Origin of the sequence: Bacillus cereus (assembly GCF_007678085.1) — a bacterium.
Taxonomy (GTDB): domain Bacteria; phylum Bacillota; class Bacilli; order Bacillales; family Bacillaceae_G; genus Bacillus_A; species Bacillus_A cereus_BE.
Genome location: NZ_VEDW01000001.1, coordinates 1,279,666 through 1,300,528 on the forward strand (window position 1 = coordinate 1,279,666; position 20,863 = coordinate 1,300,528).

The following is a 20,863-nucleotide window of genomic DNA, read 5'->3' on the forward strand; positions in this document are numbered from 1 at the left end:
ATTCGACCACCCTAATGGAGAATTGAAAATCGTACATTATTTCGATTAATTCATAAATTCGCCACAGGAGGTCGTATACTTTCCTGTGGCTTTTTCACGCCTAGCCATAGGAGAACTATATCTTCCTGTGGCTTTTTTGTGCGATTTTTTAGTCTCCTACATCATTTTTTTAAGAAAGGAGCAACATTCAATGACTATTAGCGTATTGTTTTTAAGTATTACGATTCAAAGAAATACAATTTCCAAAGATGAAATTTTTCATAATAAGCAAATTGAAAAAGCTATGAATGATGTTAAGGAGCGCCAAGCGCTTTATTGTGATCACCTGTAATTCCTTTTCGAAAGGAGGAATTCATTTATGACTTTTCATATTTTCTTTTTTACGACTGTACTTCAGAAAGACACTTTATCTGAAGATGAAATCATTCGTAAACAACAATTAAAACAACTGACTGATAAAATGACTGACATTAAAAGTTCATACTATATGCAAATGTATTAAAAATATATTTTTAAGGAGAAATACCTTCATGAAATTTAAAGCATTCTTTTTAACAATTACGATTCAAAAACGTAAGCTTTCACAGAAAGAAATTTTACATGAGCAACATATTCAAACTATTATGGATGAAGTAAAAGAGCGTCAAGCTCCTTATTACAGCCGTCTTTTCTAAATAACTTATAAAGGGGGAATATGTAATGAAATTTAAAGTATTCTTTTTAACTATCACTATTCAAAAAACTAAGTTCTCCAACAATGAGATATTGCATGACCATCAAATTAATAAAGCTATGGAAGATGTAAAAGAGCGTCAAAGTCACTACTGTAGCCATCTATAATTCCTTTCCAAAGGAGGAATGTATTATGAATTTTCACCTTTTCTTTTTAACAATAACAATTCAGAAAAAGAACCTTTCTGACGCTGAATTACAACAAGAACAACAATATAAACAGATTATGGACGAAATTCGAGATCGTAGAAGTAAATACTACTCTCACTTATAATCCTTTAAAAATACAAAAATTGAAAGGAGTCGATTATGATGTTGATAGCACGCTCTAAGGAAATGATTTGGATAGTTCAGAGGGATTCCACATAGTTTTATCGAGGCTATATTATACAAGTTTTCCATTACATTTGATATGTAATAAATATATAATAAAATTTTATTCATACCCTTTTTAACATTGATTAACAAACAAAAGATACACCACTTAAAAAGCGGTGTATCTTTCTCAACATATACTATTTTCGATTACTTCGTTTCGTCTTAAACAGTCTCACTAAGTTCGATACAACTGTTTTCGTTACCGCATAAACTGGCACTGCTAAAATCATTCCGATAATTCCTGCAAAGTTACCTACCCCTAAAATTAAAATAATAATTGTTAGCGGGTGGATATTTAATTTTGAACTCATAATACGCGGTGAAATGATATTACTTTCAAACTGTTGTACAATTGTTACGATAATAATTACGTACAACGCTTGCATCGGAGATACGAACAGACCTACGATAACAGCTGGTGCTGCACCGATAAATGGACCTAAGTTAGGAATGATATTTGTAAATGCTGCTATAATTCCTAAAACAAAAGCATACGGTAAATCGATAATTAAGTAACCGATAAAAGTAAAAGCACCTACAAATATACAAACGAGCGCTTGCCCTTGAATATATGCAGATAATGTTTCGTTCGTTTCTTTAATGATACGAAGCCCTTCTTCGCGGTAAGACTCTGGTAATAAACTTACCGCCTTTCCTGGAAACGCATGGCCATCTTTAAACATATAAAATAAAATGAACGGTACTGTGAAGATCACTAATGCGACGTTCGTTATAATACCAAATAAAGCCGTTGCACTCGACGTAATCGTGTTTGGTATATCTTTTAAGTACTCAATTGCATTTTTTTCAATTGTTTCAATGGAAACATAGTTTTGTGTTGATAACCATTCAAACAATCTATGATGAGATAAATCTTGTATGTATAGTTTTCCCTCTTTAATATAACCTGGCATATTTTTTACTAAATCCATTAGCTGTTGTGAGATTGTTGGGACCACTACTCCAACTCCAACTGCAGTTAATGTTATAATAAAAAGATATAACAGTAAAATCGCTAAATTTCTAGGGACTTTTTTATTCTCCAAAAAGACTAACAATGGGTTAAATATGAAGTATAAAAATAACGCGATTAAGATTGGGAAAAACAACGTTGATATGAAGATACCAATCGGTTGAAATAGAAACGATATTTTTGTGCAAATAAATATGATCGCTACAACCATTAGCACTTCTAATGTCCAAAAGTGCACTTTCGATTTCAAAAAAACGTCCTCCTTTTAACTAGCACTTCTCTTCATTGTACCAAAATAAGCACGAATTTCACATAATATTTTCTTTTACAATATTCCAAAATACCAATAAATACACTACAATGAGATTACATACAAATTTGCAGGTAAAGGTGATAAAAATGACACAATGCATCATTTGCAGAAAAGATACGAAAGAATTTAGTGAACAATATGTCATCCCCGAAATATTATGTGGATATTATTTCACAAACTCAATTTGTGATACTTGTTATGATCAACTGACAACAAATATTGATCGTCCCTTAATTCGGCATAAATTAAGCCAATTTAAGATTGAGCAAATGAAAAAACAAATTGATTCCCCTCTCTATACGAATGAGCATGGTGAGGAACTTGCGGCTGCTGAGACAGATGTTGTTGAAGTAAGTGATGAAATACTTTATTCCAATGCATTAATTATGAAACTATGTAAAAAGCACGATATTTCACTACATAATGAAATTTGGAAAGAAGAACGTGTAACGAAAGTAGCTAGCTCGATTCAACGTGAATTACTTTTAGATAACCGTAAATACAAAATGAGTGTATTAAAAATGGCTTATACTTTCGCTGTACAGGCTGTTAATGGCTATTTTGAAGATCCAGATGCGATGGATATTTCTAACATTCTATCAAATGCGGATTTCATGGAATTAAAAGATAAGAGCATTGTCCGCGATTTAAGTAAAAGTTCTTTATGGAATACATTGAATACAAATAGTGAAAACCACTACTTTATTTTATTAAGTGATAAAGATGGTCTGTTCTGTTTCATTCGTTTATTTGATATTTTTGACGTTGTCGTTCATTTATCAGAAAAGAGATATGAACTTCCATCACCCATTGTCGGCGTAAATAATGTAAGTAAGCAGGAATTTTATGTCCAAACTTTAAAACAGTATATGGATGGGCTATTTAAAGAAAAAACTCCTTCTATTTAATCGAAATCAGAACATACGGTCTCCTTTCTTGATGAAAAGACACTGTGTTATAATAAGTATGAAAAGAACAATACAATCACATAAACCAATTATTAATTGTATATAAATAAAAAAGACTAGTGTGCGGCTACACACTAGTCCACGTAACTTAGCAGATTGGATTGTTCATTTATCCTATTTGTTTCTTACAAACAAAACAACCCACATTCTATTGGCATAGGTGGGTTGTTATTTTTTGAGCTTGTCTATTAAAACGACGACGAACGTTAACAATGCAACGAGAAACAGTCCACCTTGCAGTAGCAACGCTATTTCACTCATGTATTATCACCCCCCTCCTACTTTGGAGAAGTGATAATTGAACAACCAACCGTACCTTAAGTTACTATTTAATTTTACCATATTTTCTAATAGTTTACGATGAAAACCCGCAAGTGAAATACTTGCGGGTTTTTTATCCTGTATTGACAGGCAGTAAACAAAATGAAGCAAAACATAGGTGAAACTTTAATCCTCACTATTTTTTTAATGCATATGCATCCGCAATCATTTCACCAACAATTTTATTTTCTTGTTTCTTCTCGTCTTTCAATAATGGAAATAATAATTCTGCTACTTCATACGCTTCTTCTAAATGCGGATATCCCGATAAAACGAACGTATCAATTCCTAAAGCTTCATATTCTTTTATTCTATTTGCTACTGTATGTGGATCCCCTACAAGCGCAGTACCTGCACCTCCTCGTACAAGTCCGATGCCCGCCCATAAATTAGGACTTATCTCTAACGACTCTCTTGTACCTTTATTTAAATGTGTCATTCGTTTTTGTCCGACTGAATCATATCTGGCAAATGTTTTTTGAGCAAGCTCAATCGTTTCATTATCTACATATTGAATTAACTTTTCAGCCTCTTCCCATGCTTCTTCCTCTGTTTCTCTTACAATTACATGTAATCTGATGCCAAATCGTACTGCACGCCCCTTCTCTTCTGCAAGTTTTCTTACTTCATCTATTTTCTCTTTCACTTGCTCTGGTGGCTCCCCCCACGTTAAATATACATTACTATGTTCCGCAGCAACTTCTTTACCTGCAGCGGAAGATCCGCCAAAATAAATTGGTGGATGCGGTGTTTGAACTGGAGGAAATACAACTTTACTATCCGTAACTTTAATATGTTTTCCTTCTAAAGAGATTGTTTCACCTTTCAAAGTTGATTTCCAAACTTTTAAAAATTCATCCGCTGCTTCATATCTTTCATCATGTTCAAGATACAATCCATCACCTTGCAACTCAACAGGATCTCCTCCAGCTACTACATTAATAAGTAATCTTCCGTCTGAGATTCTATCAAATGTCGATGCCATCCTTGCTGCAACTGTTGGTGACATAAGTCCCGGTCTAACTGCTACTAAAAATTTCAACTTCTCTGTTTCAGCCGCAAGAGCTGATGCCAACACCCATGGGTCTTCACACCCTTGACCAGTTGGAAGTAACACACCCGTATATCCTAAATAATCAGCTGCCTGTGCAACTTGTTTATAATAACCATACTCAGCTGCTCTTCCTCGTTTTGTCGTTCCTAAATATCGACCATCTCCATAAGCAGGAATAAACCATAATAATTCCATATCTTTACCACCCCTTATTTATTTTGAAACGTATACTAATATACTCTATATAAATTACCCCTAATAATTTATATGTTAATTACCTGTCTCACCTTTAAAATTATCTCGCCATCTTAAAAACTTCACTTCTAGTAATCGAACAAGTGAATCTGAAAACTTCCCAACGAATGCAAAAATAATAATACCGACAAATACGATATCTGTATTTGAAAATTGCCTTGCATCCATAATCATATAGCCAATACCTTCAGTAGATCCCATAAGTTCTGCTACTACTAAACTCACCCATGCAACTCCTAAAGACAATCTTGCTCCAAGTAATAGATTCGGCAATGCAGCAGGTAAAATGAGTTTCGTAATTAATTTTCTTTTACTAAACTCTAATACTCTCGCAACATCAAATAGCTTTGAATCCACACCTCGTATTCCTAAAAACGCATTTACGTATAAAGGAAAAAATGCACCGTCCGCAATTAATAACACTTTCGATGTTTCTCCAAAACCGAACCATAATACGAAAAGCGGTGCAACAGCTAAATGAGGTACAGTTCTTAGCATTTGTACAGACGGATCTAAATATTGCTCGCTTCTCGTTGAAAATCCAACAATCGTTCCTAAAATAATTCCTAAACTCCCGCCGATAAAGAAACCAGCCGCAGCTCTGAATACACTAATACTTAAATGACCGAATAACTCTCCTGTTTTTATAAGTTCTTGAAAAGCTAGAAATATATCTAATGGTGTCGGTAAAACTGTTTTAGAAACTAAATTGAATACGCCGGCTAACTGCCAAATAATTAATACGATAATCGGTATAGTAATCGCTCTTACTAGCACTTTTACATTCGTCTTTCGCACTTTCTTTACATTCTTTTTGCCAATCGGTATACCCGCTGGTTTCATAACAGCTTTCGTATTCTCCAATTTACAAAACCTCTTTTCATTTCGCCTTTAATGCTTTTACTACGAAAGAATTATCTACAACTTTATCTGTCTTGATTTCTTTCTTTATAGAACCGAGTTTATATTGAAAATTCGCTGTCTTTTGCTGTTCCGCTATTATTTCTTTCGTTACTGGAACTAAAATTGGTTTGTCGTGATTAAACACTTCTTTTACAATGTCAGCATCAATTTTCTTGGCAGAAGTATATATTTTTATTGCTTCATCTAAGTTGGACTCTTGCCATACACGTGATTTTTCATAAACTTTAAGGAATTTCTCAACTAATTCGGGATGCTCCTTCGCAAATTTTGTTCTCGCAATTAAAAATTCTGGTGAAGGAACATTTAATCGTTCACCATCTGCAATAACCTTTGCCCCTTTATTAAGCGTATGTAGTGAAATGAACGGATCCCAAATGGCCCATGCATCTACTGATTCTGATTCAAATGCGGGCTGCGCTTCATCTGGTTGCAGTTGAATGACATTTACATCTTTCGCATGGATACCTTCTTTTTCTAAGGCTCGATACAATAAATTAAATGCGCTACTTCCTTTTGCTACTGCGATTTTTTTACCTTTTAAATCTTTTACACTCGTAATCTTGCTATCTTTTTGTACAAGAATTCCTGTTCCTTTCCTCGCATAACTTGTATTAGCAATTTCGGTAAATTCAATACCTGCTGCTTGCGCGGAAATAACTGGGGAATTTCCCACTTCACCAAAGTCTAATCGATTTGATGCAATCGCTTCAAAATAGGGAGGTCCACTTTGAAACTCTGTCCATTTCACTTTAACTCCTTCTTTTTTAAACTCCTCTTCAAACCATCCTTTTTTCTGTGCCAGTAAGAGCGGACTTAACCCTTGCTGTATACCAATTTGTATTGTTACATCTTCTTTCTTGCTACTCGCTGTGTTTTTTTCACATCCTAATAAAAAGAAAGATATAGCTAATGCAAAAGAAAGAACTTTGCCTTTTTTATTCATATATAATCCACCCTTTCCTATATACTCGTTTGAATCAGTCCCCCGTGTTCAAACTGCTGCAATACTTTCGTACGAATTTCTTGGAATAATTCCGAAGTTTTACTACGTGGATAAGGTAAATTATTTTCAATCACTTTATGTATTTTTCCAGGCTTTGCACTCATGATGATAATTCGGTTTGAAAGATATATCGCTTCGTCTATATCATGTGTAACAAATATCATTGTCGTTTTCTTCTGCTCCCAAATATTTAGCAGTACTTCTTGCAAATGACTTCTAGTAAAAGCATCAAGTGCCCCGAATGGCTCATCAAGTAATAATACATTTGGATCTCTTAATAAAGCTCTCGCAATCGCAACACGTTGCGACATCCCGCCTGAAATTTCTTTCGGATAAGATGTTTCAAAACCGTCTAATCGAACGATTTCAACCCATTCCTTTACCTTATTTTTTACATACTTATCTTTTAACGACAGATCTGCAGCAATATTTTCTTCAACTGTTAACCACGGAAATAAGCGATGTTCTTGAAAAATAAAACCTTGTTTCTTACTCGGTTTTACGATTTTCTCCCTATCGATGATAACTTCACCTTCAAATTCGTTATCTAATCCCGCAACAATTTTCAAAAGCGTACTTTTCCCACAACCACTCGGTCCAATTATAGTGACAAAATCCCCTTTCTCTAATTGAAAATTAATATCTTCTAATACTTGAACCGTACCAGTTAGTTTCGAAAAATATTTTGATACCCCATCAATTGAAACAGTCACTTCTTCCCCTCCTTGAAATGCATCATCTAAATGAACAGATTCAGTATTTATATAATAAAAAAACCAAAGGCATTTCATTTTGTAATGAAATGCCTTTGGTTTCTCCAATCAGCTATACGTTATAGAATTAACTACATATTATACAAATATTTCCGATAAGTCAACTAGGTTTTAATGAACGTTATTTATTTTTAAAAATACTAGCAGTTTCTGAAATGATGTTTGGAAGCGATTCTTGAATTGCATTTTTGACTGTATGAAGAGCTTTTTCTACATATCCGTCTTCAAATTGTTCTAACTGCTCAGGTAATTCATCCTCATCCAATATATAAAACTCTCCACTTGGAAGTACCATAATATCAAGGATTAAATCTTCAAAAGATATCACTTCATCCGTTATACAAGTATTCTTTACGATATTAAAATAAGAACCTAGATAACCTCCATCATGATCTCTCCAAACGTATAAATTATATGGACGATTCCTCCAGTAATATGCAATTGTACAACTTCCTTTCGGGATCGTTAACTTCTTATCGTTCGCTTCCATTGTAAAAGAGTACTGTACTTCATGGTATAAAACAATCTTATCTGGCTGCGTTTCTATTAATAAACAAGCATGATCTACAGTTGTAGCATCATATCGGATTTTTCTTTCAATAATTTCAATCCCTGACGGACGTAAGCAACTCATTTTTAAAATTTCCCCTTTAATCTTAGTTCTTTCATTATATCCCTTTATATTTCCACTAAGAAAGCGTTTAGTCAATTCATTCATTGTTTTTAAGTTAAAATTTATATGATCGCATTTTCTACTTCACAAAAAAGCCCCTTCTAAGTTAGAAGGAACTCTATTTGTATTATTATTTTATAACCCATGATTTGTAAGCCTTCACTTCTAAACGAAACTTAAATTCTTTTAACCACTCCACAGCACTACATACAAGAGGAGATGAATTACCTTCAGTAATACTTTCTATTGGAATCCACCTAGCTCCTAATGAATCTTGCTCTTCAAATTGTTCCGGTACTTTGAATTCACCTTCGCACCTTTCTACAAAGTAAAAAACTGCGATATGATGTACATGTGTGTACTCCTTGAATTTTGATGGAAATTGAAAATCAATTGTACCTACTTGTTTTACTACCGTTACATTTAGCCCCGTCTCTTCTTTAATCTCTCTATGAAGTCCACCTAATAATGATTCCCCATCTTCTAAACTACCACCAGGTAAATCATACCGATTTCTATATGGACCTTTAATTTTATCAATTACTAATAAATTCTTGTTTTCGATACAAATTCCGTACACACCAAACGCACGATGAAAATTAGTAGCATTATTCATGTTTCAATTTCTCCGTAACCATATCATAAAATTTCCGTTCCTCATCAACATTTAAGTGAACACGACTTACAGTTTTAGAAAATCCATATAACAATCGCGCCTTCACTGGCTCTTTTAGTGTTATTTCAAATGTTGGAGGTTCCTTTATAAATTCCATCACTGTTGCATCAAGAACTTCTTTCTCTTTCTTTAAAAGTACTCCTTTATAAAACGAAATTTCATCAATTTGTTTAAATGGTATAACAATTTTCTTACCTAATCCAATTTGAATGATTATTTTTTCATCCGCAACAATAATTGGATTTTTTCGCATCGCTTGTATTTCAGCTATAAAATAAAACATTGCATATACGTTTAAAATAAGTAAAATCCATGCTATTACTGGATTCCATTGATGAAGCAAATAATGAAAACCGATACTTTCTATTAAGGTCGCATGGATAATCATGATATATACACCTATTGCTCCAGTCTTTTTGTGATATGAGTACACGGATTCACCTTCTGGTACTGTTGTACGCCACGATAAAAATGCATAATAGATTAACTTACATTCTGTTACAATGATATCTACTAATTTATTTCTTTTCATAGTAGCATCAAACGCTGCATCAATGGCATAAGAAAATGAAGAATATTCTCTTCTATATTCTTTAAATCGTTTGAATGTTTCAGGAAGCACTTTAACTATTTTATAAAGAAGGAATAATTCTAGACCTACAAAAGCAATTTCTCCCACAACTATTATATAAGAAACGTTTGAAAAAGCTTGTAAATAGTTATTTGGAATAATAAATCTCGCAAAAATATAACCAGCTATTACAACCGGAAATACATACGTTAACGAGTATCTTTTTCGAATAATAAAGAAATACGTGATGACCGGAATTACAAACATACAATCTAACAAAGAACCAAAAACTACTTCATTCGGAGCAGCTGGCACAATCGGAAGAGCATACAATAAATAGTTTGATAACAAGATGAAAGATACGAGTCCAATCCAAATACCTTTTCGCCTTCGCGATAGTGAGACATTCATATGTTCACCCCTCTATTTAAAAACCTCGTTTAAATGGTCTTTATAAAATATAATGGCACGTTCAAATTCTTTAACTTCGTCTACTTTTATAACCGTTTCAAGTAATAATTTCATCGCGGATTCATGATCGTTTACGTTATATTTTGCTAATGACAAAAATACTTTTATCACATCATTATCCGGAAACTGCTGCAAACCTGTTTCTAAAACTGTAATTGCTTTGTCATATTCACCTATACAACGATATGTACTGCCAAGACCGATATATGCACCGCAAAGTGACTCACCATCAAGACCATTTGCAATTGCTTGTTCATAATACGGCACAGCCTCTATTTCAAGTCCCATTACATCATGTATCCAGGCGCATTGAAAAAGCACTTCAGCATCCCGCGTAAAGTTTGTTAACCCAATAAGTATCTCTTTGGACTGCGCATATTTCTTCTCATTTCTTAGTTTTATAGCTTGCTTTAATAAATGTTCCATAGAATCCACCCCTCACCAATTATTCTATGTACCCATCTTGAATGGTTAATGTGCGTGTAAAAGTAAAATTCCCATTAATTAAAGTTTCGCTTACCTATATATATTATGCGGATTGATTCTTATCCAAATACTTAAAATTATAAAACAGTAATGCGATTACATAGTACTTCTAACCTTTTGACAATTTCTTTCGCTGTTTCATCTTTTCCGTTACATAACTTCCCTTTACCGTCTTGTCCAATTACGTGGTGTACTGCTCCGCGCGAATATAAAGAATGTGGTGAATTCGCAATCATTACACTTGCCTTCGCTTCTTCCATTCTTTTCAGCGCTCTTTCAAACAGTTCTTCTTCATTTATATCGCTTTCAAGTTTAAAGCCAACGAGTACCGTTTCTGGATCCCACTCTTTTATTTGTTTTAATACTTTTGGAGCCTTTTGAAAATGAATAATTGGTGCTATATCACTTGAAATTTTCCCATTCATATCAAGTACCTTACCATCTTGATCACAAATTTTGTCTACAATCCAATCTGATCCAGCGGCTGCCATAATAACCGCATCTACTTTTTCATGCGTAATTATACTTTTCATTTTATCTTGTAAATCAACAATTCCTTCAAATGGATGTAATTCCAATTGATTATTTATATCGTTCGGTTTTTCAGCGAAATAACCGTGTAAATATATAACATCTGCCCCTTTATTAATAAGCTCTTCGGCGATTATTCTCCCAATTGTGCCTTTCGCCATATTCGTATGCCCACGTACTTGGTCCCATTTTTCTAAACAACCACCACTCGTAATTAATACCTTTTTCCCCTTCATTGTAACCATCCCTTACTGATTTTTCTTACGAAACCATTCCGTTCCAAAGTCAACGATATCTCGTTGCTTCATAAGACGGCACGTTGCATTTCCTATTTTTCCATTTGTTACAGTTCCTTTTCGCTCAAACTCTACACCGATTTCTACAAACTTATCAGAATCGTAATCCATATCAACAAACTCTTTCCATACTCTTTCACCATTCTCTATAATTGGTGCCCCTACTTTTATTAACTCACATGCACCAGTACGTACTTCAGATAAATGTACAGACGTATTGGAATCATACCCAACTCCAATTAATAATATGTATCCGTCTAAATCGTATATTTTTCTTAATGGAGATTCCTCTCCTAAACTCATTGATAGGGACTGATTCATCGTTATTTCTTCGGCATGTTTTCCCCATGCAGCAAAACTTCCTAATGGATGGTTACTACGTACCACATTCGGATATGTACGAAAACATTCAACTACCTTCCCCATTGCTCTTGTTGGTGTAATATGTGGCTCAAATGCTGGTACGTTATCTCGAATAATTTGCCACCATTCTTCAGGTACAGGTGGTCTTGACCAATGTTTCGGATCAGATAAATCAGAAGATTGTGTTGGCATAATAATTGTTCCCTCTTCCGTAATAACTTTCATTAACGCCTCTACTACCGCAACTGCTCCGCCAGATACCCAGCCAATAGAACTTAGCGAAGAATGTACAATAACCGTCATTCCTTTTTCTAACCCTAATTTTCTTAAATCATTTGAAATTGTTTTAATTGTATTTGGCAATGGTGTACTTGCCACTATGTCATTCATTTTCACGATTGTTCCCCCATTTGTTTTAAACTACTACATACATATATTATCATATTTTTCTTAATTTTTAACTTAATCATTTTTACCTGCACAAAAATGGTATTATATTAATTTTATATAACAACAGAAGAAAGATAAAGGCGTTACATCAAACAATAAAAACAATAATATAAACGAAAAAACCCATCGGAAATGATGGGCTCTTTCGTTTATCCTTCAATTGTAACCCCTGTAAACATCGATAAGTTGCCCGTTATTTTCTCACCTACTCGTAAAAATAACCCTGCGGCTCTCCCGCTAATGCAGTGTGAACCAATTAATAGTTTACCAGTATATGGACCATCCCATGTATCAATTGTATAATCAGGCATTTCTATGTATTGCTGATATATTTTCCGCTGTTCAAAGTAATAGGCTGTTTTATCTTCTGCTAATAGCTCATCATTTTCGTATATAGATATCCCTCCACCTTCACGACCGTATAAAGGTTTAGAAACATATGATTCATTTTTTTCTATAAACGGTTTATTTGTAAAATAGGTTGGTAGGAAGTATTTCTGGATGATTCCTCGCTCTTCTTCCTCAAAGTAGATTCCCTCTTCGTAAAGTTGCCAAATTAATGCGAGTACACTTTTATTTTGCATAAGAAAGGCAGCCGGTGGATTTATGATTTTCACTCTTCCTTGCGCTATATGGTCTAAAAACTGAAGTCCAATTCTTTTCCCGTTTTTATCGGTATCTGAAACCAAATATTCAATTGGATATAATCTATATAAATAATAGATTCGTTCACCATTTGGCGTATATATACCATCATCTGCAACGACGATATCTTGTATACCTATATAGTCCGTTGATTGATCTAAGCAATAGCTTCTTAAAAATTGAACTGTTTGATGATCTTCATCGTGCCAATCATAACTAGTAAAATATATCTTCTCTTCAGGACCTATATTATAGTCATGTTTAATTTGTTCCCACGCCTGCACAATATGCTCTTCTATATGATTCGGATGGTTCACATCGTGATAACGGCACAACACTTCATTTGCGACAGACGGCTCTAAATAACCTGTTGGTGTATCACAATTTACTTCTATTAATTTAATATCTTCACCATTTACGATAAAATCAAACCTTGTAAAATATGAAAACAAACCAATATGTTTCATTCTAGCAATTTCCCACGTTTCAGCTGGAAATCCTAGTGTTTGAAAATTTTCTGTCGTATTGACAATATATTGATACGTTTTATATAACACATACATAATTTCCTCAGTCGCTTTTGAAATAGCAGTATAAGTTTTTACTGGCATACGATACATACCTGTTGCCATATATTGATTCCATTCTTCGTTTTCTAAAAGACTCGGCCATGTAAACCCATTCCTACCAGCCTCTTCTGCAAGTGAAAACCATACACTCATATACTCTTTCTGCTCTTGTTCTGTATACATAATCCTATTATCCTTTCGTGTTATGATCCGGCCGGCGCTTTTGCATTCCCAATTCCACTGGAACCAGAATTCACTTTCGGGGTTTGAGTCGTAGATGATTTCGGCGTATTTGTATCTGGCGTCACTTTATTTGATGTACTCGGTGGTTGTTTATTTAAATCTACTTTATTGGAAGAATTATTGTTACTATTAGTACCGCCGTAGTAGCCTCCACCGCTGCCACCAGTTCTACTTTGGTCTTTTTCACGATATGGAATAATATTATTTGCATACGGTTTCTTCATTATATTTGGTTTTGTTGTATAATTCATATTTGAAGTTCTGCTTGCTAATAAATATCCTGCGACGAATGGCAGTATCGGTAAATGTGAGTTTTCATTATACGATGAAAACGATGGATTCATTTCCTTGCATAACTCATCATTTTCTACATTTTCATTAGTAGGAGTTTTATCATCACAATTTAAAGCTTCTTGTTCATTCCCTTGCTTTGCACCATCTGTTTTAACAGCGGTACTTTCTTTCTGTACAGTTTCTTCTTCATAATCACCACAGCCTGTTAATAAAAATGATGATACTCCTATTGAAGTAGCGACTTTTATAAATTTACTTTTATCCATTCTCATGTGTTATACACCTAATTTCTTTTATCTATATTTTTCCAGATAACTTTATTATATAATGTATATGTTAATTTTTTCAAACTAAACCCTATATGTACATTTGTATATTTTTATACTAGCTTTCCAAGTAACAATGAAACCTTTCTATCCCTGGATATTTTTCTCCTAAACTTTTAACCTGAAAACCAATTTTCTTATAAAATTCTACTGCCTCTTTGTCTGTCTCTGCTTCTACATAAGTCAACTGATGTATTCTTAATACTTCCTTTATCATTTGCAACGCAATTCCTGTATGACGATATTGTGGAGCAACTGCTATATGGCAAATTCTCGCTTTATATGCTCCGATTATTTCAATACCAATACAAGCTTTTTCTTCATATTTGTAAAAAGTCCCTTTATTCCTTTCATAAAATAAAACTGCTTTCTTTAAGCTAGCTTCACTTGGACCAATTGCATACTGTAGTACTTTTAAGATAGGATCGTTCTCAATTTGTTCAACGTGTTGTAAATTCATACTTCCATCCCTTTCTATGAAAAAAGATTAGCTCTTCATTCAAAGAGCTAATCCCATTACGCCGTTATTTTTTCTTCTTTTTTCACAACGACCGCTACATAACTATGTAGTATCATTCCGATAATAACGAGGCTCATACCAATCCAAGATAAAGATGATGGAATTGGCGCAGATAGCAAGATGAGCTCTCCTACTAGCGCAAATAAAACTTCACCGGACTGTGTTGCTTCCACTGTTGCTAGTTTTTGTGGATCATCTTTTACAAGATCTGTCGCAAAGAAGAATAGTACTGTCGCGATTAAACCAGAACTAACTGCTACAATAAAACATTGGAAAACTTGGCTACTTGACGGTAGCCCGCCTGTTGATACTTCATAACCAGATAATAAAAACCAAAATGGTAAACTTGCTAATGTCATACCAAGAACTCGCTGAAATACATCTAATTCGCCTTTACAAACTTGCATCATTTTTCGATTTCCAAGAGGATATGCAAACGCTGCAATAAGTACAGGAACTACACATAAAACGGTTTCTCGAATTCCTAATGAAGAAGCATGTTCTACTTGCATGAGTACAACACCGCATAAAATAACCCCAGACATAACTAATTCCTTCATTGGAAGTTTTTTATGTAATGGATCTACTGCAAAAAATGGTGTTAACAAAATTCCTGCGACAATCGTAATTTGCCATGTTGATGCAACAAGCCAACCAGGTCCAAAAGCTCCAGCAAAACTAAGTGGTGCATAAAAGAGACCAAATCCAACGATACTCCACACTAACCATTCTTTCGGATTATTTTTCATATATTGAAAGAGTTGTTTTAAGTTACCTCTATACATGACAATGAGTAAAAGCATTGGAACCATAAAGTAGTACCGTAATGATGCACTCCAAATCCAGCTTCCACCCTCTAAGTCCATCGCCCGGTTTAAAACGAAGGTAAAGGCAAAGAAAAATGATGCCAATATCCCTATTGCAATAGCTTTCATTATAAAACCCCTTATTTAGTTTGTTCTTATACTATACAACAAATTAAATATAATTAAAATTTGAAATCTTTATCTCGCATGTATTCTAGCTCTATATAGTTTTCTCAACTGGCTAATATGAGCTTGATGGTACCGATTATGATCAGCTATATGCCATATCCCCCACCTTATAGTCGCATTTTCTCCCTTTTCATAAAAAACCTCTCGTGTTAAATCAGCTTCTGTTAGTTTCATACATTCCTCATAAAACATATGTTGCACAGCTTCATAATCTTGCATTAATTGTTGCAACGCCTGTTTTCTTAAACTCGGTAGTTCTCCTGCTTCATTTAACATTGGTCCATATATATTATTAAGTGTCCGGGGAACTGCCTCTCCTTTTAAACGGTACACCCAGTATAAATCCACAACTGCTAAATGTTGAAGTAGTTGTCCGATGCTATTTTCTTTATTTTCTGACCCTTTAAAAGACAGTTCTTTCTCATCAGTACCTTCTACTAACTTTTGCAATCGTTTAAATGTATCCGTAACCATCGCATACAAAATCGCCACTTGCGGGTTCATATTTTTTTCTAAATGGAGATCTTTCATACTAAACTCCCTTTCTTAAAAGAACAACACCATATATTCATCGTCACTATATACACCGTTTATTTTTATAGCTCTTTTTTCAATTCCATACGTTTTAAAGCCCATTGATTCATACAATTTTTTTGCCGGCTCGTTTGTGGATACAACACCTAATGTTAATTGTTCCAAATTCATTTCTCTTGCTCTTTCAATTGCTTTACGTATTAACTCACGTGCAAGGCCACTTCTTCGATTACTTGCATCTACATACATCGCAACGATATGACCTTTATGTTTATACGCCTCTTTTTCTTCTGTTAGTAACGTAACAACTCCAACTAATTGATGATCCTCATTAAAAGCACCAAAAGTACAACTAGTAGTAGCTGTTAAATTACTTTCCACTCGCTTAATAGGATTTTCCTGACGAATTGCCTCTTCATAGGTTGTTATAAATGCCTCTGGATTTACTTGTAATGCTTGTAAACGTAAGTCCCAATATTTTTCCGCATCTTCTTTCATAAGTAATCGGATCATATTTCTTCAGCCCCTTTAAGTTAACATAATATTTTTATAAACTACCATTTAAAGATTCATATTCTTCTCTTAATATACTATAACGATAACGATGAATGAACTTTCCTTGACGTAATCGATCATTTCTCATTAGTCCTTCACAAACAAAACCAGCCTTTTCATAACTCTTTCTAGCTTGAAAATTATCTTCATCTACACGTAGCCAAACTTTCTCTAATTCAAATTCAAAGAATCCTACATGTAACATACTATATAGGGCCGCGATTCCATACCCTTTACCCCAATACACTTTATTACCAATCGCGATTCCCAGTTCTGCATTTTTATTTGTTTTATCAAAGTTTTTAAGATCTACCCATCCAATGTGTATGCCGTTCTCTGCAGTGATAGCTCTTTGTTCATAACCATTTTTTCGATTTATACATGCTTCAATCCACTTTTTCGTATCTTCACGAGTGAACGGTGGATATTGATCTGGTACAACTAAGTGTTTTGTTACTTTTGTATCTAATGACCATTGATATCGATCTTCTGCATCATCTAATGTCAATTCTCTTAATTGAACAAATGGTACATTCATTGCGTTATCCCCTTTTTATTTTCCTATAGAAAACCCTTCTAACATTCTCCCTCCATACTGTTCTAACGTTCTTTCTACAAAAGCAATTAAGTTTCTTTTCTCTCCCGTTTTATAAAAATGATCGAACGCTGCTACAAATTGATCTGCGTATCGTTCATCATATCTTCTAAGTACCCTTATAAACCATTTTGAATTTCCAAGCCATTTCTCATTTACTCTTAATACATATTCATGTAATAAATCAGCTAATAAATTCGCGATAAACAATTCCTCTTCTCTTTTTGATGCACCAATAAAATCATCCAAAGTATCCGTGATAAAATACCGCTTCTGCTTCATCATTTCTTCAGTCCATTTAGCTGGTCCTTTATTGAGTAAATCATTTGCTTCTCTTTTTAATTTCTCAACACTTTCATTTTCCCCTTTTAATACAATTCCCTCTGAAACTAATTGTGGTAACGAAGGTCTTCCGCGATCACAATCCATTTTAAAAAAGGTTTTATACGTTTCAAAATTATGTACAAACACCTCAACGGGCCATCCATTACTAAAGAAAGATTCTCTATAACAAGATGACAAACTACGAGCTATTATTACAATATCTAGGTCAGATGTTTTTGTCGCCTCTCCTCGCGCAACGCTTCCTCCCAGTAAAGCTACATCACAATTCGGAAATCGTGATGTAATGATTCTTTGTGCCGCTTCCATTGGTTTCATAGCCGTTCCCCTTTTCTTATTTCACTTTCTTTTTTTCAGCTCTTTCTCTCGCTTTTTTTATATACGGCTCTGCGTCTGGTGTTTTGCACGATGTTGCCCCGTGATCAACCTGCACTTTTCCAATTTCACGTGCCATTTCAATCGCTTTTCTCTCTAATTCTTCATTACGAATTCCTATCGCAATTAAAGCACTATTCATTGCTTCTTTTTTTCTATTTTTTTCATTATGTATATTTGCTTTAATCTCTTCTAGATAAGGAGAGAAGAAATCATCATGTAACGTTTTATTTTTAATCGCTATATTTGCTAATAAAGACCAGCCTGCTCTTCCAATCCATTCATCATCAGACTTTGTCCATTCTTCCATTCTTTCTATCGCGATTGGCGACGTACAAATAGCCGTCATCAAAACGTCCATTAAACAATAATAATCAACTTCCTGTACCCATTTATTTAGCTGTTCTGTCGTAACTTTTTTCGGATCTACAATCATCGTCGCTAAAGTCATTGCATCCATATTTTTTGTTTCCCATAATAAAGTTGCTAAATCATGATCTTTTTTAATTTTCTTTTTTAATAGTTTTAAATTGGCAAAACTAACTCCGAATAGTGGCTCTTTCGCTCCGTGGTTTTTATACGTTTTACGATTTTGTTCTGTTCCATATTCCTTTAGTTGCTGCATTACTTCTTCAAGTAACATATGCCCACCTCTTTATCTTTTATGTTGACTACATTTATGTATGTACGATATATTCTACATTACTTTTTGGTTTTCCTATATTTATTTTTTAAATACGGTATGTGAAATTTTACAGTTATGACAAACAACTAGAACAAACAAGGAAAACCTGTACTTTTTACATATACAGGTTTTCCTTTCATCAATTTCCCATAGTGTAAGAAATAGAATTTGAAAGAACTTTTATTTGTTTAATTCTCTCTTTATTTTTTGTGAGCTCTTTACATCTGACCACTCTTCTATAGACCCTGCGTCCGGAAAAACTGTAACTACATTAAAATTCGTACCTTTTTCTTTTCCAATTTTTTTAGCGGCTAATAAATTCGCTGCCGCAGACGTTCCTATTTTCATACCAGTTTCATTATAAAAACGTGCCATTTCATACAAGGTTTCTTCATATGAATAAGTCCATTGTTTTTCTATCAAATTCTCTTCCTGTTCTATGAAATGTTGTTTCCTCCTTAAGCCGAACCCACCTGATCCAGCATATTTCTTTAAATCATTTGGTGGTTGTTCGGAACCATAAGGCAATTCAGCAGGCATTACTAAATGTAGCTCAACATTTTTTGTATAATTCTTTACTGCTTTATAGACCCCCATTAGAGTTCCACCAGTACCAGCAGATGCTACCCATGCGTGTATTGGTTTTCCGTTCATTTGCGCAATAATTTCTTTGCCTGTACCTTCTATATGACTTGATAGATTTGCATTATTATAATGTTGGAATAAAAAGTATAACTCGGGTTTTTGTTTGCTAATCTCAATTGCCTTTTCAATTACTGCGTAAAATCCCATACATTTATCAACTAAAATCACGTTAGCTCTATAATGCTCAAGTTCATTTAGTAGTGATTTACCAGTTCCAGAACTTAAAACTAACGTACATTGAATTCCTAAATAATAACAAATACGCCCAATTGATCTCGCTAAGCTTCCACCACTATATTCTAAAATAGATTGTTTTTTGTCCGCTTCTTGGAAATATTTTCGAATCATTCCAAGTGCTGCTCTATCCTTAATCGATCCTGTAGGGTTGTGCCATTCGCATTTAGCATAGATAGATAGATCCTTCGTTTCTTCGCATTCTAATTTAATGAGAGGTGTATTCCCAACATTTTTAGCAAACTCATCAAAATGCTTTAATGTCATACTTCTATATCTCCTTCATAAATCATATTTATTATATTTTTTAGCCAAAATACTTTTTAGATTTTCATTACTCTCTTAACTAAATCTTCTTATATAAAAATCCCTACAATGCTGTAGGGATTTATGTCTAAATCATTTTGTTACACTCCATTACATACGAAAAGAGCTTCTTTATTCAAATGCATTCATAAGCACAATTCTCCAACCATCTGGATCCTCTATTGTGGTCCCTTTCTCTATCCAATACGGATTTTCTGGTTCCACCTCATGATAGCCCATATTACTTATTCGATTCACTGTTTTTTCAATTTCATCTTTATTAGGTATATAAAAAACTAGTAAATTATCTTTTGTCGGTGCCGGACATGGACTTCCATTAACATGCGTTGTAAACTCCAAATGATACTCGGCATCCGGTAATCCAAACATAACTCCATCATATCCTTCATGATTGTGAAATTCCCCTATACGCTTTAACCCTAACCCCGTCTCATAAAAGCTTATAACTTCTTCAAATTTATCTGTTGGTCTTGCAATTCTAAATTGAACCCAATTCTTCATGCAAATCTCCTCCTTTTCATTTTCCAAAGCTTTATAGTAATTATTATAGGTTACATATATTTCCTTTAACATCCCTCATTAGTGTGAGAACTGCCTAAGTTGAAAGACCTATTAGTTTATAAATAGTAGGACTTTAGTATTAAATTCATATAGAATTAATTATAAAAATATAGAGATAAGATAACCATTTCTTCCTTAAAGGGAGTTATTTGTCATGTCAAAATCATAACAGTAGCTGTTGGCTCTGTCGGTATTGATATGACTCTT

At 34.0% G+C, this 20,863-nt stretch carries 29 protein-coding genes; 6 read left to right on the plus strand and 23 right to left on the minus strand.

Annotated features, from left to right (window positions below):
- The first annotated feature begins 190 nt into the window (after positions 1 to 190).
- From FS742_RS06610 to FS742_RS06630, 5 genes are read left to right on the plus strand one after another with little or no spacing between them, the layout of a single operon-like run.
- Entirely contained in the window at positions 191 to 331 is a 141-nt protein-coding gene (locus tag FS742_RS06610; RefSeq protein ID WP_144612070.1) for a YrzI family small protein, read from the plus strand.
- Positions 332 to 358: 27 nt separating this feature from the next.
- Positions 359 to 502 carry a YrzI family small protein gene (locus FS742_RS06615; protein ID WP_144611682.1) on the plus strand — a complete coding sequence of 48 codons (144 nt, stop codon included), beginning with the start codon at positions 359 to 361 and terminating at the stop codon, positions 500 to 502.
- Between the two features lie 28 nt (positions 503 to 530).
- Positions 531 to 674 (plus strand): YrzI family small protein, encoded by a 144-nt coding sequence (locus FS742_RS06620; protein WP_144611683.1) that lies wholly within the window; start codon positions 531 to 533, stop codon positions 672 to 674.
- Between the two features lie 25 nt (positions 675 to 699).
- Entirely contained in the window at positions 700 to 840 is a 141-nt protein-coding gene (locus FS742_RS06625) for a YrzI family small protein (protein ID WP_071728873.1), read from the plus strand.
- Positions 841 to 865: 25 nt separating this feature from the next.
- Positions 866 to 1,006, plus strand: a complete 141-nt coding sequence (locus tag FS742_RS06630) for a YrzI family small protein (protein ID WP_144611684.1) — start codon at positions 866 to 868, stop codon at positions 1,004 to 1,006.
- A gap of 241 nt (positions 1,007 to 1,247) precedes the next feature.
- Here the strand turns inward: FS742_RS06630 and FS742_RS06635 are convergent, their stop codons facing one another.
- Positions 1,248 to 2,333, minus strand: coding sequence for an AI-2E family transporter (locus FS742_RS06635; protein WP_000837880.1), 1,086 nt, complete (start codon positions 2,331 to 2,333; stop codon positions 1,248 to 1,250).
- A 149-nt stretch (positions 2,334 to 2,482) separates the two neighbouring features.
- Between FS742_RS06635 and FS742_RS06640 the strand changes: the two genes are divergently transcribed.
- The gene (locus FS742_RS06640) at positions 2,483 to 3,304 is read left to right on the plus strand and encodes an HNH endonuclease (protein WP_144611685.1); all 822 of its coding nucleotides are present in this window, start codon (positions 2,483 to 2,485) and stop codon (positions 3,302 to 3,304) included.
- 228 nt (positions 3,305 to 3,532) lie between these two features.
- On the opposite strand, the gene FS742_RS27790 is transcribed toward FS742_RS06640, so the two are convergent.
- From FS742_RS27790 to FS742_RS06745, 22 genes are all read right to left on the minus strand, one after another.
- A complete protein-coding gene (locus tag FS742_RS27790) occupies positions 3,533 to 3,625 on the minus strand; it encodes a putative holin-like toxin (protein WP_001289320.1) in 93 nt (30 codons plus the stop codon).
- A gap of 196 nt (positions 3,626 to 3,821) precedes the next feature.
- Positions 3,822 to 4,934 carry an FMNH2-dependent alkanesulfonate monooxygenase gene (gene ssuD / locus FS742_RS06645; protein WP_144611686.1) on the minus strand — a complete coding sequence of 371 codons (1,113 nt, stop codon included), beginning with the start codon at positions 4,932 to 4,934 and terminating at the stop codon, positions 3,822 to 3,824.
- A gap of 75 nt (positions 4,935 to 5,009) precedes the next feature.
- The gene (locus FS742_RS06650) at positions 5,010 to 5,858 is read right to left on the minus strand and encodes an ABC transporter permease (RefSeq protein ID WP_144611687.1); all 849 of its coding nucleotides are present in this window, start codon (positions 5,856 to 5,858) and stop codon (positions 5,010 to 5,012) included.
- A 16-nt stretch (positions 5,859 to 5,874) separates the two neighbouring features.
- Complete coding sequence (locus FS742_RS06655) at positions 5,875 to 6,861, minus strand: aliphatic sulfonate ABC transporter substrate-binding protein (RefSeq protein ID WP_144611688.1); 987 nt, start codon at positions 6,859 to 6,861, stop codon at positions 5,875 to 5,877.
- A 17-nt stretch (positions 6,862 to 6,878) separates the two neighbouring features.
- Complete coding sequence (locus FS742_RS06660; protein WP_144611689.1) at positions 6,879 to 7,634, minus strand: ABC transporter ATP-binding protein; 756 nt, start codon at positions 7,632 to 7,634, stop codon at positions 6,879 to 6,881.
- Between the two features lie 181 nt (positions 7,635 to 7,815).
- On the minus strand, positions 7,816 to 8,328 hold the full coding sequence (locus FS742_RS06665; RefSeq protein WP_144611690.1) for a ribonuclease FAU-1 family protein: 513 nt from the start codon (positions 8,326 to 8,328) through the stop codon (positions 7,816 to 7,818).
- A gap of 169 nt (positions 8,329 to 8,497) precedes the next feature.
- Complete coding sequence (locus FS742_RS06670; RefSeq protein WP_144611691.1) at positions 8,498 to 8,983, minus strand: NUDIX hydrolase; 486 nt, start codon at positions 8,981 to 8,983, stop codon at positions 8,498 to 8,500.
- A complete protein-coding gene (locus FS742_RS06675) occupies positions 8,976 to 10,025 on the minus strand; it encodes a hypothetical protein (protein WP_144611692.1) in 1,050 nt (349 codons plus the stop codon). The genes FS742_RS06670 and FS742_RS06675 overlap by 8 nt, the downstream gene beginning before the upstream one ends.
- A 12-nt stretch (positions 10,026 to 10,037) precedes the next feature.
- Positions 10,038 to 10,511, minus strand: a complete 474-nt coding sequence (locus FS742_RS06680; protein WP_144611693.1) for a tetratricopeptide repeat protein — start codon at positions 10,509 to 10,511, stop codon at positions 10,038 to 10,040.
- 137 nt (positions 10,512 to 10,648) lie between these two features.
- On the minus strand, positions 10,649 to 11,338 hold the full coding sequence (locus FS742_RS06685; RefSeq protein ID WP_144611694.1) for a phosphopantothenoylcysteine decarboxylase domain-containing protein: 690 nt from the start codon (positions 11,336 to 11,338) through the stop codon (positions 10,649 to 10,651).
- A 12-nt stretch (positions 11,339 to 11,350) separates the two neighbouring features.
- Positions 11,351 to 12,151 carry a BA2930 family N-acetyltransferase gene (gene aacC, locus FS742_RS06690; RefSeq protein ID WP_144612071.1) on the minus strand — a complete coding sequence of 267 codons (801 nt, stop codon included), beginning with the start codon at positions 12,149 to 12,151 and terminating at the stop codon, positions 11,351 to 11,353.
- Positions 12,152 to 12,360: 209 nt separating this feature from the next.
- Positions 12,361 to 13,608, minus strand: a complete 1,248-nt coding sequence (locus FS742_RS06695) for a glutathionylspermidine synthase family protein (RefSeq protein WP_144611695.1) — start codon at positions 13,606 to 13,608, stop codon at positions 12,361 to 12,363.
- A gap of 20 nt (positions 13,609 to 13,628) precedes the next feature.
- Positions 13,629 to 14,234 (minus strand): hypothetical protein, encoded by a 606-nt coding sequence (locus FS742_RS06700; RefSeq protein WP_144611696.1) that lies wholly within the window; start codon positions 14,232 to 14,234, stop codon positions 13,629 to 13,631.
- 112 nt (positions 14,235 to 14,346) lie between these two features.
- Complete coding sequence (locus FS742_RS06705) at positions 14,347 to 14,748, minus strand: GNAT family N-acetyltransferase (RefSeq protein ID WP_144611697.1); 402 nt, start codon at positions 14,746 to 14,748, stop codon at positions 14,347 to 14,349.
- A 56-nt stretch (positions 14,749 to 14,804) separates the two neighbouring features.
- A complete protein-coding gene (locus FS742_RS06710; RefSeq protein WP_144611698.1) occupies positions 14,805 to 15,743 on the minus strand; it encodes a DMT family transporter in 939 nt (312 codons plus the stop codon).
- A 69-nt stretch (positions 15,744 to 15,812) separates the two neighbouring features.
- Positions 15,813 to 16,334 carry a DinB family protein gene (locus FS742_RS06715; RefSeq protein WP_144611699.1) on the minus strand — a complete coding sequence of 174 codons (522 nt, stop codon included), beginning with the start codon at positions 16,332 to 16,334 and terminating at the stop codon, positions 15,813 to 15,815.
- Positions 16,335 to 16,349: 15 nt separating this feature from the next.
- Positions 16,350 to 16,850, minus strand: coding sequence for a GNAT family N-acetyltransferase (locus FS742_RS06720; RefSeq protein ID WP_144611700.1), 501 nt, complete (start codon positions 16,848 to 16,850; stop codon positions 16,350 to 16,352).
- A gap of 34 nt (positions 16,851 to 16,884) precedes the next feature.
- Positions 16,885 to 17,430, minus strand: coding sequence for a GNAT family N-acetyltransferase (locus FS742_RS06725; protein ID WP_144611701.1), 546 nt, complete (start codon positions 17,428 to 17,430; stop codon positions 16,885 to 16,887).
- Positions 17,431 to 17,445: 15 nt separating this feature from the next.
- Positions 17,446 to 18,147, minus strand: a complete 702-nt coding sequence (locus FS742_RS06730) for a nucleotidyltransferase domain-containing protein (RefSeq protein ID WP_144611702.1) — start codon at positions 18,145 to 18,147, stop codon at positions 17,446 to 17,448.
- A 16-nt stretch (positions 18,148 to 18,163) separates the two neighbouring features.
- A complete protein-coding gene (locus tag FS742_RS06735) occupies positions 18,164 to 18,847 on the minus strand; it encodes a DNA alkylation repair protein (protein WP_144611703.1) in 684 nt (227 codons plus the stop codon).
- Between the two features lie 222 nt (positions 18,848 to 19,069).
- Positions 19,070 to 20,035, minus strand: a complete 966-nt coding sequence (locus FS742_RS06740; RefSeq protein WP_144611704.1) for a pyridoxal-phosphate dependent enzyme — start codon at positions 20,033 to 20,035, stop codon at positions 19,070 to 19,072.
- Positions 20,036 to 20,206: 171 nt separating this feature from the next.
- Positions 20,207 to 20,596: a VOC family protein gene (locus FS742_RS06745; RefSeq protein ID WP_144611705.1), complete on the minus strand. Its 390-nt coding sequence runs from the start codon at positions 20,594 to 20,596 to the stop codon at positions 20,207 to 20,209.
- Positions 20,597 to 20,863: the final 267 nt, after the last annotated feature.